Raw genomic sequence first — 15,078 nt, forward strand, 5'->3', positions numbered from 1 at the left:
CTGGCGATGACGATTGATCTTTCGCAGTTCCACGACGTCTTTTTCGACGAAGCCGAAGAGCATCTGGCCTCACTCGAATCCCTGTTGTTGGGGCTGGATCTTGACGCGCCCGATACGGAAGCGCTCAACGCGATCTTCCGTTCTGCCCATTCGATCAAGGGCGGGGCCGGGACTTTTGGTTTTGATGACATGACCCACATCACCCACGAGCTGGAAACCCTGCTCGACGGGGTGCGTAAGGGGACGCGCCAGCTCCGCAAGGATATGGTCGATGTGGTGCTGTCTGCAGGTGACACACTGAAAGCGCTGGTGATGGCGCATCGCGGGGGGGATGACGTCCCGGCCGAGACCATTGCCAGCATCGTGACCGCCCTGCAACAGATGCTGAACGATGATGGTGCCGCGACCAGCAAGGCGCCCGCGCAGAGCGGTGCCCCCCTCAAGCGGGCAAGCGAAGCCTATCGCGCCCAGATATTCATCTCGCCGGAAGCGGATTGGGGCGGTGTCCTCAGCGAACTGACCCGGTTTGAAGGCGCTCGCATCATCGAGTTTCCGGCAGAAGTCGGGGTGAATACCCCGCTGGTGATTGATGTGCCGGCTGGCGGTCCTGCCTCCAGCGAGCTTGAGGATAGCCTCGCTTTCCTGCTGCCGCCGGATGCCATCAAGATCGGCCCGATTCCAGCGCCCGAACCCGAAACATTCGGTTTCTTCGATCCGGCGTTGGCGAATGCCGATGATTCCTTCGGCTTCTTTGTCGAGCCCGAGCCGGTTGCTGCCGCAACGCCGGCACCCAGCTCGGCTGTCGTTGAAGACCCGGCCTTCGGTCTATTCGAACCCATGCCCGATGCGGCGCCGGCAGCTGCGGCGCCCGTCGCCCCTGCCGCGACGATGCTGGCTGATGGCGAAGGCTATGGCTTTTTTGCCCCGGTGGCCGCTGCGCCAGCGGCTAAGCCCGTCGAGACCAAAGCCCCGGCCCCGGTTGCCAAAGTCGAAGCCAAACCCGAAGCCAAACCCGAAGGCAAGGCAGAAGCCAAGTCTGATGCCAAGCAAGCTGAGAGCGCGTCGATCCGGGTGGGTGTGGACAAGGTGGATCAGCTGCTCAACCTCGTGGGGGAGTTGGTGATCACACAATCAATGCTGGCCCAATGCGCACAGGTGCTCGATTCGACGGCGCATGAAAAGCTGCTGTCCGGCATCGACCTGCTGGAACGCAATACCCGTGAGCTGCAAGAAGCGGTGATGTCGATACGCATGTTGCCGATTTCGGCCGTGTTCAACCGCTTTCCAAGGCTGGTGCGCGATCTGGCCGGACAGCTGGGCAAGAAGATCGACCTCAAGCTGATTGGTGAGCAGACCGAGCTGGACAAAGGGTTTATCGAAAAGTTGTCCGATCCACTGACCCATCTGGTACGCAACAGCCTTGATCACGGCATCGAATCGGCGGAAGTCCGGCGATCCAAAGGCAAGCCAGAGACCGGCACCCTGACGCTTTGTGCCTTTCACCAAGGGGGGAGCATCGTCATTCAGGTGATGGATGACGGGGGCGGCCTCAATCGCGACAAGATTCTGGCCAAGGCCCGCGAGCGGGGCATGTCCGTCAGCGATAGTTTGACCGACGGTGAAGTCTTTGCCCTGATTTTCGAAGCGGGCTTCTCCACGGCCGACAAGGTCAGCGACATCTCGGGCCGAGGCGTCGGCATGGACGTGGTCCGCCGCAATATCCAGCAGATGGGCGGACGCATCGACATCGAGTCGATGCTCGGAGTCGGCACCACCATGACGCTGCGTCTGCCGCTGACGCTGGCGATTCTCGACGGCATGAGCGTATCGGTGGGCGACGAGATTTATCTGATTCCGCTTGGCTTCATCGCCGAATCTTTGCAGCCACGCAAGCAGGATCTGCGCACCGTGGCAGCCAATGGACGGGTCATTTCGGTGCGGGAGGAATACCTGCCGCTGGTGGCCCTGTATGAGGTGTTTGGCGCCAAGCCGCTTTATCCCGATCCGTCGCAGGGCCTGTGCGTGATTCTGGAGTCGGATGGCGAACGGGTGGCCTTGCAGGTGGATGATCTGCTGGGCCAGCAACAGGTCGTCATCAAGAATCTCGAAACCAACTACCGCAAGGTTGCCGGCATATCCGGTGCCACCATCATGGGCGATGGCCGGGTAGCACTAATTATTGATGTGCCGGCGCTCGTTCGTATGACGCGCAGCCGCCATCCTGCAACCCAGACTGCCTGAGGAGCTGACATGACTGTCTCGAATGCGCTCGCCAATACTGAAAGCCGCGAGATCCTGATCTTTACCCTCGGCGCCGAGGAGTACGGCATCGACATCCTGAAGGTGCAGGAAATCAGGGGCTACGATGCGGTGACGCGGATTGCCCATGCGCCGGAATTCGTGAAAGGCGTGATCAATCTGCGCGGAGCTATCGTGCCCATCGTCGATCTGCGTCTGAAATTTGGCTTAGGCGAGCCGACTTACAACGAATTCACCGTCGTCATCATCCTCAACGTCAGAAAGCGGGTGGTGGGCATTGTGGTTGACGGGGTGTCAGATGTGTTGCGACTGGACGAAGGCCAGACCCGGGCGGCGCCCGAGTTCGGGGCTGCCGTCAAGGCCGACTACATCGAGGGGCTGGGCACGATTGGCGACCGGATGCTGATTCTGGTCGATATCGAGGCCCTGATGAGCAGTGAGGAAATGGCACTGTTCGATACCCTCTGACGTCATCCCATCGTGACGGTTGCTGAATTCATCTGGCGGGCGATGAGCCTGTTATCACACAGGGCGAGGTAGCAATGAATGCCTTCTTTAACCGGTTTAGCCTCACAGTCAGGCTGGGGGCCATCACCATTCTGGCCGTGCTGGTGTTTCTGATTCCCAGTTACGAGCGCTGGCAAGCCACCAACGCCGAGCTGGCGCTGACCAAGGAGGAGCTGCGGGCGTTGCCGCCTCTGGATATCGCCAGAGACATTCTGCGCAATGTCCAGATCAACCGTGCCTTGTCCAGCCAGGTCTTGACTGCTGGCGACAGCCATCCGGCACGGCCAAAATTTATCGCACAAAAGCAGAAAGTCAGCGAAGCCTTCGACAAGTTTCTGAGCTTGCCCGATGTGGCCAGCCAGCCGGTTTTGCAGCAGAAAGGTCGAGATCTGCGAGTGCGCTTCGAGAGCCTGCACGGCAAAGTTCATGACCGGCAATTGGATGCTCGAGAGAGTTTTGTTGCCCACACCGAGCTGGCGATTGATCTGCTCTATCTGCTTGATGCCTGTGCCAACCAGTTCAAGCTGGCACTCGATCCCGAAGCCGGTAGCTATTACAGCCAGTTGCTGGTGGTGAGTACCTTGCCGACGCTGTCGGAAGAGCTGGGGCGGATGCGGGCAACGGGTTCCCAGCTACTGGCGGTTAGCGGGGCTGATCCGGTATTGCAGGGCAGGCTTGAGTTATTGCGTGCGAACGTCGGCGATCGGCTACGTGCCTATGGCTTTACCAGTAACAACGCGGCGGCCAGCCTACCCGAAGCCCAAGCTTCTGCATTAAAGAAAGAGAGTGCAGAGCTGATAGCGACGATTCAGTCTTTGCTGGATATCGTCAACACCAAGGTACTGACTACAGACGGGAAAACCACGTTTGCCGCAGAAACTTATGTTGAACAGTTCACCCAGGTGATCAATCGGGTGTTCGATTCCTCAGATAAGCTTTCAGTGGTGTTGACAGGCGCCTTGCAAGACCGTGAGTCCCGGCTAACGTCGCGCTTGCGTAGCGAGATGGCGAAATCACTATTGCTGATTGCCGTGCTGGTCGGGCTGACGTGGATGATTGCCCGCTCGATTACCCAGCCGATCGGCACTGCCATGCAGGTGGCGGGTGACATAGCCGACGGCCGGCTTGATGGGGCACCGATCCGCGAGGAGGGCAGTAGCGAGACGGCCCGTCTGCTCTGCGCATTGGACGACATGCGGCGTGATCTGGCCGACCGCATCAGCCGCGAGCGTACCGTCGCAGCCGAAAATGCCCGCATCCGCAGCGCGCTGGATGTCTCGGCCACCAATGTGATGATTGCCGACGCCAGCAACGCCATCATCTACACCAACCAGACCATGCGCGAAATGCTGCGTGTGGCCGAGTCCGACATCCGCAGGGAGCTGCCGCAATTCCGGGCCGATGGGGTACTCGGCGCGAATGTCGATCAGTTTCACAAGCATCCGGCCCATCAACAGGGCTTGCTGCGCCAGCTCAATAAAACCCACGAAGCGACCATCAGCATTGGCGGCCGTACCTTCCGGCTGCTGGTCACGCCGATTTTCGATGCGCAAGCTGGCCGGTTAGGCACCGTGGTGGAATGGCAGGACCAGACCGAAATGCTGGCCCAGCGGGAAGTCGAGCAGCGCAAGGCTGCTGAGAATGCCCGCATCAAGGCCGCGCTCGACAATGTTTCAGCCAATGTGATGATCGCCGATAACGAGCGCCGCATTATTTATATGAACCCGGCCGTGCTGCAGATGCTGCGGCGGGCCGAAAACGACATCCGCAAGGCCTTGCCGCAGTTTGATACCAGCAAGCTGCTTGGCCACAGCATGGATGCCTTCCACAAGAATCCGGCACACCAGCGCGACCTGCTGGCGGGTCTGAAGACGACCTACAAGTCTGAAATCACCCTGTCTGGCCGTACCTTCAGCCTGATTGCCAACCCGGTGTACAGCGAGGATGGCCAGCGCCTGGGCTCGGTAGTGCAGTGGGCCGACCGCACCGACGAAGTGGCGGCGGAGGCCGAAGTGTCGAGCATCATCAGCGCGGCGGCCAATGGCGACTTTTCGCAGCGCATGGGGTTGGAAGGCAAAGAAGGCTTCTTCCGCGTGGTGGGCGAAAACATCAACCGCCTGGTTGAAACAGCGGCCGATGGCCTTGAAGAAATCGCCAGCGTGCTCGACCGGCTGTCGCAGGGCGACCTCACCTACCGCATCGAGAAAGACTACCAGGGCATCTTTGGCCGGCTGAAAGATGGGGCCAACACCACGGTTACCAGCCTGAGCGAGCTGGTCATGCAGATCAACGAATCGGCCGACACCATCGCCACGGCTGCCAAGGAAATCGCCAGCGGCAACCAGAATCTGTCGCACCGCACCGAGCAGCAGGCCGCCAACCTCGAAGAAACCGCGTCGAGCATGGAAGAGCTGACCAGCACGGTGAAACAGAACGCCGAAAACTCCCGCGAAGCCAACAAGCTGGCAGGCGAAGCCTCGACCGTGGCGCAGCGCGGCGGCGAAGTGGTGGGGCAGGTGGTCAGCACCATGAGCGACATCAGTGCCTCGGCCAAGAAGATTGCCGACATCATCGGCGTGATCGACGGCATTGCCTTCCAGACCAATATCCTGGCCCTGAACGCCGCAGTGGAAGCCGCCCGAGCCGGCGAGCAGGGCCGTGGCTTTGCCGTGGTGGCGAGCGAGGTACGTAGCCTGGCCCAGCGTTCGGCCACCGCCGCCAAGGAAATCAAGACGCTGATCAACGAATCGGTTGGCCGGGTTGAAGAGGGGACCAAGCTGGTTGATAACGCCGGCAAGACCATGGAGACGGTGGTCGAGTCGATCAGGCGTGTGGCCATGCTAATGAGCGACGTCAGTGCGGCCAGTGTTGAACAGAGCTCGGGCATCGAGCAGATCAATCGCGCTGTCACCGAAATGGACGAAACCACCCAGCAGAACGCAGCCCTGGTCGAGCAGGCTGCCGCTGCCGCCGAAAGCATGGAGCAGCAGGTGGATTCACTGACAGTGGCGATTTCGGTATTCCAGCTGGCCAATCAGCCTCGTTCCCGTCAGGCCCGCAGCTTGCCAGCGGTCGCCAGCCCGCAACGCGCAAGCGCCACAGCCAAACCCAAAGCCCTGCCCAAACCGATGGCCAGCCAGGGGCATGAAGAGGAGTGGGAGGAATTCTGATGGTTGGCGGGCCGAACGCCGTTTGCACGACCACAACGTACGGCGCCAGCAACGTACTGGCGCTAATCACCTAACAGTCTTGAACTGCCCTAAGGATTGAATGCCATGAAAAAAATCGCCAGCCTGAGCCTGATGATGTTAGCCGCCACCGCCTTTGCCAAAGGGGTGGATGACATCGTGCCTGAAGTCGAGAAAATGGCTGCCCACCCAGCTGTGGTGCAGGCCGTAAAAGCCCAGAACGCCAAGAAGCTGACGCTGGAAAAGATCAAGACAATCGACGCGGACTGGATCGCCAAGAAAGGCGAAGTGCCGCTGGCACGGGAGCTGATGGACAACGCTGCCGCCAAGCAGCTTGCACAGATGCAATCGGCGCGAACTTACTTTATTGAAGCCATCCTCACCGACAACCTGGGCGCCAATGTGGCGATTACCCATCTGACCAGCGACTACTGGCAGGGGGATGAGCCCAAATATGAAAAAGCCTGGGCCGGTGGCAAAGGGGCGGTGTATATCTCGAAGCCAAAGCAGGATGAGAGCACAGGTGACCAGCTGTCGCAGGTTTCAGTGCCGGTGAAGGATGGCGATGCCGTGATCGGCACGTTCACCATTGGCGTCAAGGTCAATCTCTTGCACTAAGCCGAGACTAAAACTGTACAGAAATCGGGGGAGCGTCATGCTGTCTGACCTGAGCTTCAAGGCGAAATTGCAGCTACTGCTATCCAGTGCCTTGGCGGCATTGCTGCTTGTTGCGTTGCTGGCGATTGTGGCGACCAGCCTGTTACGGACTGATAGCGACCGCTTTGAGTTGTATTCCGTGGCCATGGCTGCACAGCAGGATTCGGACATGATGCACGATGCGATTCGTGCTGACGTGCTGGATCTACTGAATTCAACCAGTGGCGAGGCGATATCGGCCGAGGAAAAAAAGCGGCTGGAGGACTCCCGAGCCGAGCATGTGGCCGACTTTCAGAAAAGCCAGGCACTGCTGGCCCAGTTGCCGCTTGATGACGATGTGAAAGCAGCAGCCAAAGCGGCGGATGCCGAGCTGAAAAAGTATTTTGAGATGGCCGAAGCCATTGCCGCAGCGGCCTACAAGAATAATGGGCTGGGGCAGATGCAATATCCCGCGTTCTACAAGCAGTTCGAGGCGCTTGAAAAACGTATGGAGACGCTGACCGAGTTACTACAGAGCAAGCGCGAGGCTGCGAAAGCGCAACTGGCCACGGACTTTAACCGGGTTGGCTGGGCGCAAGTAGTCGTTGCGGTTTTTGGGTTTTTTGGGGCTTTGCTGATTGGCATCAAGGTCTATCGCAGTGTGATCACCGATCTGGGCGGCGAGCCGGCCGACGCAAGGCAGCTGGCCAACGAGATCAGCCGAGGCAACCTCGATAACATGATCCGCCTGCAGCCGGGCGACAGCAGCAGTCTGCTGGTGGCGCTGGCCAATATGCAGACCCAACTGGCCGAACGGCAGAAAGAAGCCCTCGCCAATGCCCGCATCCGCGCCGCGCTCGATGTTTCTGCCACCAATGTGATGATTGCTGATGCAGCCAATGTGGTGATTTATAGCAATCAGGCCATGCGCCGTACCTTGCACGACTCGGAGGTGGATATTCGTAAAGACATGCCGGCGTTTCGCGCCGGTGCGCTGGAAGGCGGTAACGTCGATCAGCTTTATAGCAACGCGGTATTGTCTCAAGCCATGCTGCGCCAGCTGGACAAGATGTACGAGACCCAGATACAGATGGGTGGGCGCACCATCCACCTGATGGTGACGCCGATTGTCGATGTAAAAGCTGGCCGGCTGGGTACGGTGATGGAGTGGCAGGACCAGACCGAGATGCTGGCCAAACTGGAGATCGAGCGGCGCAAGGCTGCCGAGAATGCCCGTATCAAAGCGGCGCTCGACAACGTCAGCACCAATGTGATGATTGCCGACAATGATCGCAACATCATCTACATGAACCCCGCCGTGGTGCAGATGCTGCGTCACGCTGAAGCTGACATCCGCAAGACCTTTCCGCAGTTTGATAGCAGTAAGCTGCTGGGCGCGAATATGGATGGCTTCCACCGCAATCCAGCGCATCAGCGCGATCTGCTCGCCAGTCTGAAAGGCACCTACAAATCTGAAATCACCCTGTCCGGCCGTACCTTCAGCTTGACCGCCAACCCGGTTTATGGCGAAGACGGCCTGCGGCTGGGGACGGTGGTGCAGTGGCTGGACCGCACTGATGAAGTGGCGGCAGAGAAGGAAATCGGCGGCATTATCGGCGCTGCCGCCAACGGCGATTTTTCACAGCGCATCCTGCTTGATGGCAAGAACGGCTTCTTCCGCGTGGTGAGTGAAAACATCAATCGTCTGGTTGAAACAGCGGCCGATGGTCTTGAAGAGGTGGCCAGCGTGCTCGACCGGCTGTCGCAGGGCGATCTCACCTACCGCATCGAGAAAGACTACCAGGGCATCTTTGGCCGACTTAAAGACAGTGCCAATACCACGGTTTCCAGCCTCAGCGAGCTGGTGACGCAAATCAATGAATCGGCCGACACCATCGCCACCGCCGCCAAGGAAATCGCCAGCGGCAACCAGAATCTGTCGCACCGCACCGAGCAGCAGGCCGCCAACCTCGAAGAAACCGCGTCGAGCATGGAAGAGCTGACCAGCACGGTGAAACAGAACGCCGAAAACTCCCGCGAGGCCAACAAGCTGGCAGGCGAAGCTTCGACCGTGGCGCAGCGCGGCGGCGAAGTGGTGGGGCAGGTGGTCAGCACCATGAGTGACATCAGTGCCTCGGCCAAGAAGATTGCCGACATCATCGGCGTGATCGACGGCATTGCCTTCCAGACCAATATCCTGGCCCTGAACGCCGCAGTAGAAGCCGCCCGAGCCGGCGAGCAGGGCCGTGGCTTTGCCGTGGTGGCGAGCGAGGTACGCAGTCTGGCCCAGCGTTCGGCCACCGCCGCCAAGGAAATCAAGATGCTGATCAACGAATCGGTTGGCCGGGTTGAAGAGGGGACCAAGCAGGTGGACAACGCCGGCAAGACCATGGAGACGGTGGTCGAGTCGATCAAACGGGTGGCGGCATTGATGAGCGATGTCAGCGAAGCCAGCGTCGAGCAGAGTTCGGGCATCGAGCAGGTCAACCGTGCGGTGGCCGAGATGGATGAGAGCACCCAGCAGAACGCGGCCCTGGTCGAGCAGGCTGCCGCCGCAGCCGAGAGCATGGAGCAGCAGGTAGGGGTTCTGTCCAGCGCGGTGTCGGTTTTCCGGCTGGATGGGGCCAGCCGCAGATCGTCACCCAGCAAGGCGGTTGTTGTGGCTGCGCCGCGCAAGGTTGCCACGACAACGGCGCGCCCGGCCGCTGCGCTGGCCAGACCCGCCAAGCCTGCCAGTTCGGATCAGGAAGAGTGGGAAGAGTTTTAGGCTTTGTTGACGTGTTGTTTCCTGAAACAACACGTCAACAGACCTTTGCCAGTCCGCGACAAAGACTCGGTGCGTGAAACCGCTTGCAGCGTGGTAAGAATTAACAAGGCGCAGATGAGCCGGCCGGTGGAAGCGCTGGCCACCGTGACAAGGTAATCGGCGCTATCTGGCGGAGCATCCGCCGTTTTGAGGAGACCCCATGTCCATCATTCAATACCTTCCCTGGATGCGCAGTCAGGCTGAGCAGGCGCTGGAACAGACCATCGACGCGGTCGTCACCATCAACGACAAGAACTGCGTCACGTACTTCAATAAAGCGGCCGAGCGCCTGTGGGGGTATAGCCAGGCTGAAGTGCTGGGTCGCAATGTGAAGATGCTGGTACCACACGGCATACAGGCCAACCACGACAACTACGTGAATCAGAATCGCCGAACCCGCCAGGACAAGATCGTCGGCACCTCGCGTGAAGTGGAGCTGGAGCGCAAGGATGGCAGCAAGGTATGGGTGAGGCTGTCGCTGTCGCGTGTCGAGGTGAGCGGCAAGGCGCACTATACGGCCTTCCTGAATGACATTACCGAGCAGCGCAACGCGCAGGAACTGATCAGCCAGACGCTGGAGCAGGCGCTGGATGCGGTGGTGACCATCGACGAAAACAATTGCGTGACCTTCTTTAATGCCGCCGCCGAACGGATGTGGGGCTATAGCCGCAGCGAAGTCATGGGCCAGAACGTGAAGATGCTGGTGCCCAGACTGATTCAGTCCGAGCACGATAGTTACGTGAATGCCAACCGGACTACCGGCCGCGACAAGATCGTCGGCACCAATCGTGAGGTGTCGATAGAGCGGCGCGATGGCAGCAAGGGCTGGGCGTCACTGTCCTTATCCAGAGTCAAGCTGGGGACACGCACACTGTATACGGCGTTCCTGAAGGATGTGACGCAGGAGGTGGCTAACCGCGAACAGTTCAAGCTGCTGTCGCTGGTGGCAAACGAAACCGATAACTCCGTGATCATCTGCAATGCCGAGGGGCTGGTCGAATACGTCAACCGTGGCTTTGAACGGCTGACCGAATACACGATTGACGATATGCGCGGCAAAAAGCCCGGCCAGATGCTGCAAGGTAAACTCACCGACCAGGAGACCGTAAGGCGGGTGAGCGAGAATCTGAAAAAACGCCAGCCGTTTTACGAAGAAATCCTTAATTACAGCAAGTCGGGCCGCATGTATTGGGTGTCGTTGGCGATCAACCCGGTGTTCGATGCCAGCGGCAAGCTGGAGCGCTTTGTCTCGATCCAGACCAATATCAACGACACCAAGCAAAGAGCGCTCGAATCAGCTTATCGGCAGGAAGCCATCAGCCGCTCCACGGCGACCATCGAGTTTGATATGAGCGGCAAGATCGTGACCGCCAATGACAATTTTCTGAGTGCCATGGGCTATACCCTGGCAGAAATCCAGGGACAGCATCACAGCATGTTTGTGGATAACGAATACCGCAGCAGCCCGGAATACCGCGAGTTCTGGGAAGTACTGCGGCGTGGCCAGAACCATACCGGCCAGATCAAGCGGATTGCCAAGGGCGGCCGGGAAGTCTGGCTGCAAGCCAGCTACAACCCGATTCTCGACATCACCGGTACGCCAACCAAGGTGGTGAAATTTGCCAGCAATATCACCCCGCAGCGGCAGGCTATCGAGGCAATTGCTGCAGGGCTGATCGGCCTGTCGAATGGCGACCTTTCTGCGCGTGCCGAAGGAGAATTCGACGCCGAGTTCAACCGGCTGCGCGATGCCTTCAATGGCAGCATGGAAAATCTGCAGGTAACCATGTCATCGGTGCGGGAGGCGGCAGATACCATTGCCACCGCCACCAAGGAAATCTCGCACGGTAACCAGAATCTATCGAGCCGCACCGAGCAACAGGCTGCCAACCTCGAAGAAACGGCGTCGAGCATGGAGCAGCTGACCAGCACCGTGAAACAGAACGCCGAAAACTCGCGTGAAGCCAACCGGTTGGCCAGCGAGGCTTCGACAGTTGCCGTCAGGGGCGGAACCGTGGTTAGCCAGGTAGTCAGTACCATGAGCGAGATCAAGGATTCAGCCAAAAAGATTGCCGACATTATCGGGGTGATCGACGGCATTGCCTTCCAGACCAATATCCTGGCTCTGAACGCAGCCGTAGAAGCCGCCCGTGCCGGCGAGCAGGGGCGTGGCTTTGCCGTGGTGGCCAGTGAGGTACGTAGTCTGGCCCAGCGCTCAGCGACAGCCGCCAAGGAAATCAAGACGCTGATCGGCGACTCGGTTGGCCGGGTCGAAGAGGGCGCCCGGCTGGTTGACGATGCCGGTCGCACCATGGAGTCGGTGGTGAAAGCGATCAAGCAAGTGGCCACGCTGATGGGAGACATCAGCGCTGCCAGCATCGAGCAAAGTGCCGGCATCGAGCAGATCAATCTCGCGATCACCCAGATGGATGAAGGTACCCAGCAAAACGCCGCACTGGTGGAAGAAGCAGCCGCAGCTGCCGAGAGCCTGGAAAACGAAACGGACCAGATGAGTGAGGCCGTTGCGCGATTCAATCTGGGCGGGGGACAGGCACGTATGCCCGTAGTGGCGCAGCGCCACACCCCGGCCCTGGCTGCACCCAAAGCCAAGGCCGGCAACCACAAGGCCATCGCGGCGCCCAAACAGGCAGCGCATCAGGATGATGAATGGACTGAGTTCTAAGCATTGGCTGCGGACCGGGCAAGACAACTTGATGCGGGTGTCGGGCCGGATCGGGTCTGGCCCCGCTCGCTGAACGCTATCCGTAACAGGTTTTGCAACAGGTCTTGATTCGGTTCTCAACCACAGCAGCCTGGGCAGCGTTTAAGTAGGGGGGAAAATTGGCGAGCGTACTCGATGAGCAGCCACTGGGCGAGCGCGAGTTTGTATTCACTACTCGTGATTTCGAAGCCGTGCGCGAGCTGTTGTACCGGCACACCGGCATCAAGCTGCACGACAGCAAGCAGCCGTTGGTTTACAGCCGGTTGGCGCGTCGATTGCGCCAGCTGGGGTTTAACCGTTTTGACCAGTATCTGGCGTATGTCAACCCGGATGGCGAGGAGTGGCAGCAGTTCCTGAACGCGCTGACCACCAACCTGACGTCGTTTTTCCGTGAAGTTCACCATTTCGAGCACCTGGCCGGATTCGTCAAGAGTCTGCCGCGTAGCCGGCAGGTCAGGGTGTGGTGCTCGGCATCGAGCACCGGCGAGGAACCGTATTCGATCGCAATGACCTTGATCGAAGCTTACGGCACCTATGACCCACCGGCCAGCATTGTGGCAACCGATATCGACACCCAGGTGTTGCAAACGGCCAGTCGGGGCGTCTACCCGCTTGACCGGCTGGAAAAGATCGCGCTGGAGCGTAAACGCCAGTTCTTTTTGCGCGGAAAGGGCGACCAGGACGGCTTTGCACGGATCCGGCCGGAGGTGGCCAAACTGATTGAATTCAAAAGGCTGAATCTTCTGGATAACCCCTGGCCTCTCGAAGGTTTGTTCGATGTCATATTCTGCCGGAATGTTTTGATTTATTTTGATAAAGAGACTCAAGCCAAAGTGCTGAGGAGAATGGCCCCCCTGATCAGGCCCGATGGCGTGTTATATGTCGGACATTCGGAAAGCCTGTTTCACGTGGCCGATTGTTTTGAAAATTGTGGCCGAACTGTTTACCGGGTCAAAACATCATGAGTGAATCAGTCCAGGAAGTCCTGGCGCCCAATCTGTATTACGACAAATATTTTGGCGCCGAGGCAGTAAAGATTTTGCCGGGGGAATACTACGTTACTCCGCGCGAAATGCTGCTGGTGACGGTATTAGGTTCCTGCGTGGCAGCATGTATCAGGGATCGCAAGAAAGGCATTGGCGGCATGAACCACTTCATGCTCCCGGAATGCTTTCAGGATGCGGAATCGATTAATGGACTGCCGACACGCTATGGCACCTACGCCATGGAAATGCTGATTAACCATTTAATGAAACTGGGTGCCAGTCGCCAGAATCTGGAAGCCAAGATTTTCGGCGGTGGCAGGGTTTTACGCGGATTTACTGTGTCGGATATTGGTGGGAAAAATGTCGAGTTTGTCCGACATTTTCTCGATACGGAAAAAATTCCCGTCGTAGCGGAGGATTTACTCGATGTTTATCCCCGAAAAGTTTATTTCTTTGTGCCGACAGGACGTGTTCTGGTAAAGAAATTGAAATCGGTTAATAACAATACCATTGTGGAAAGAGAAAAGAATTACTCGGACAAACTGCGTTATATGCAGCCAGGCGGCGACGCCGAGTTGTTCTGACGTTCGGTTTCCGGTTGCGATGCGTATGCCGTGGCCGTGCTGAACCGCACGTCGATGTAACGGGATATGCGATGCAATGGTGATGGGTGGCAAAGGTTTGTCGGGCTTCGCAAAGAACGCTGGTTTGCTTGCCAGGGTTATTCAGAGGGCCCGGTAATGAGATAGCGCCAAAATACCTCTGGTGTGGCGCCAGTTTCGCGATGGCGTTTAGGGGAGCTTATTTACTTTGTTGTTATCTGCCCCGTACAGGCAGATCGGGATAAATTTATGCCAAGTATCCGTGTGGTAATTGTCGATGATTCTGCGGTCCAGCGAGCCCTGTTGCGTGAGATGATCGAGCGCGATCCGGCATTCGAGGTCGTGGCGATGGCGCCAGACCCGATCGCTGCACGTGAGGCGATTCGAGAACATAGCCCCGACGTGATTACGCTGGATGTGCAGATGCCTCGCATGGATGGCCTGACCTTTCTGGAGAGGCTGATGCGACTGAAACCTACGCCGGTCGTCATGGTGTCGTCGCTGACGGAAGCCGGCGCCGACTCTACCCTGCGCGCGCTGGAGTTGGGCGCCGTGGACTTTATGACCAAGCCCAGAATGGATGCGGGCGATAATCTGCGGGACTATGGGGATGAGCTGCGGGAGAAGCTCAAGGCGGCAGCCAAAGCCAAGCTGGTTCCGCTCACCCCCGCCCCGGCGGTGGCGTCCAAGCCGGCCGCTGCTGTCGAGAAGGCACGCAGTACCCGCATGCGGGATCTGATTGCGATTGGTGCTTCAACCGGGGGGACCGAGGCAATCAAGGAAGTGCTTGTCAGGCTGCCGGCCGACTTGCCACCTATCGTCATCGTTCAGCACATGCCTCCTGGCTTTACCCGAAGTTTTGCAGCGCGCCTGGATGGCCTGTGTGCGCTGTCTGTCAGCGAGGCAGTGCATGGTGAGGTGCTGCAATCCGGGCATGCTTATATTGCCCCCGGCGACCAGCACCTGGCGATTGAGAAGCAGGGTGGACGCTATGTGGCGGTGTTGAAATCGACCGAGAAGGTCAATATGCACCGGCCGTCGGTTGATGTGCTGTTCGAGTCGGTATCGCAGATTGCCGGGCGCAAGGCGGTCGGCATGATTCTGACCGGCATGGGCAAGGATGGGGCGCAGGGTTTGTTGATGATGCGGAATGCCGGGTCGCCAACACTGGCGCAGGATGAAGCCAGTTGCGTGGTCTACGGTATGCCGCGAGAGGCCGCGGTGGTTGGTGCTGCTGAAGAGGTGGTGTCACTCAAGAGCATGGCGGATCGCCTGCTTGATCGTCTCTGACTGCAGAGGCAGGGGTGCATGAAAATGGCAGGCCATGAGCCTGCCATTTTTTCGTCTGAGGCCTTGAAGGCCCCATAATTTG

General features: G+C 58.7%; 9 protein-coding genes. All 9 read left to right on the forward strand.

From position 1 onward, the window contains the following. Positions 1-6 precede the first annotated feature (6 nt). Positions 7-2,241 carry a chemotaxis protein CheW gene (locus PZA18_RS05070; protein ID WP_284099714.1) on the forward strand — a complete coding sequence of 745 codons (2,235 nt, stop codon included), beginning with the start codon at positions 7-9 and terminating at the stop codon, positions 2,239-2,241. Between the two features lie 9 nt (positions 2,242-2,250). Then, positions 2,251-2,727 (forward strand): chemotaxis protein CheW, encoded by a 477-nt coding sequence (locus PZA18_RS05075; protein ID WP_284099715.1) that lies wholly within the window; start codon positions 2,251-2,253, stop codon positions 2,725-2,727. A gap of 74 nt (positions 2,728-2,801) precedes the next feature. Further along, positions 2,802-5,936, forward strand: a complete 3,135-nt coding sequence (locus PZA18_RS25230; RefSeq protein WP_331488597.1) for a methyl-accepting chemotaxis protein — start codon at positions 2,802-2,804, stop codon at positions 5,934-5,936. Positions 5,937-6,041: 105 nt separating this feature from the next. Then, a complete protein-coding gene (locus PZA18_RS05090; protein ID WP_284099716.1) occupies positions 6,042-6,572 on the forward strand; it encodes a PDC sensor domain-containing protein in 531 nt (176 codons plus the stop codon). Positions 6,573-6,609: 37 nt separating this feature from the next. Beyond that, on the forward strand, positions 6,610-9,357 hold the full coding sequence (locus tag PZA18_RS25235) for a methyl-accepting chemotaxis protein (RefSeq protein ID WP_331488598.1): 2,748 nt from the start codon (positions 6,610-6,612) through the stop codon (positions 9,355-9,357). 199 nt (positions 9,358-9,556) lie between these two features. Next, on the forward strand, positions 9,557-12,079 hold the full coding sequence (locus PZA18_RS25240) for a PAS domain S-box protein (protein ID WP_331488599.1): 2,523 nt from the start codon (positions 9,557-9,559) through the stop codon (positions 12,077-12,079). Positions 12,080-12,237: 158 nt separating this feature from the next. Next, positions 12,238-13,083: a CheR family methyltransferase gene (locus PZA18_RS05115; protein WP_284099717.1), complete on the forward strand. Its 846-nt coding sequence runs from the start codon at positions 12,238-12,240 to the stop codon at positions 13,081-13,083. Further along, the gene (cheD, locus tag PZA18_RS05120; RefSeq protein ID WP_284099718.1) at positions 13,080-13,688 is read left to right on the forward strand and encodes a chemoreceptor glutamine deamidase CheD; all 609 of its coding nucleotides are present in this window, start codon (positions 13,080-13,082) and stop codon (positions 13,686-13,688) included. The genes PZA18_RS05115 and cheD overlap by 4 nt, the downstream gene beginning before the upstream one ends. Positions 13,689-13,955: 267 nt before the next feature. After that, positions 13,956-14,996 carry a protein-glutamate methylesterase/protein-glutamine glutaminase gene (locus PZA18_RS05125; RefSeq protein ID WP_284099719.1) on the forward strand — a complete coding sequence of 347 codons (1,041 nt, stop codon included), beginning with the start codon at positions 13,956-13,958 and terminating at the stop codon, positions 14,994-14,996. Positions 14,997-15,078 lie beyond the last annotated feature (82 nt).

The sequence above is a fragment of the Parachitinimonas caeni genome (assembly GCF_030129945.1).
GTDB lineage: Bacteria > Pseudomonadota > Gammaproteobacteria > Burkholderiales > Chitinimonadaceae > Parachitinimonas > Parachitinimonas caeni.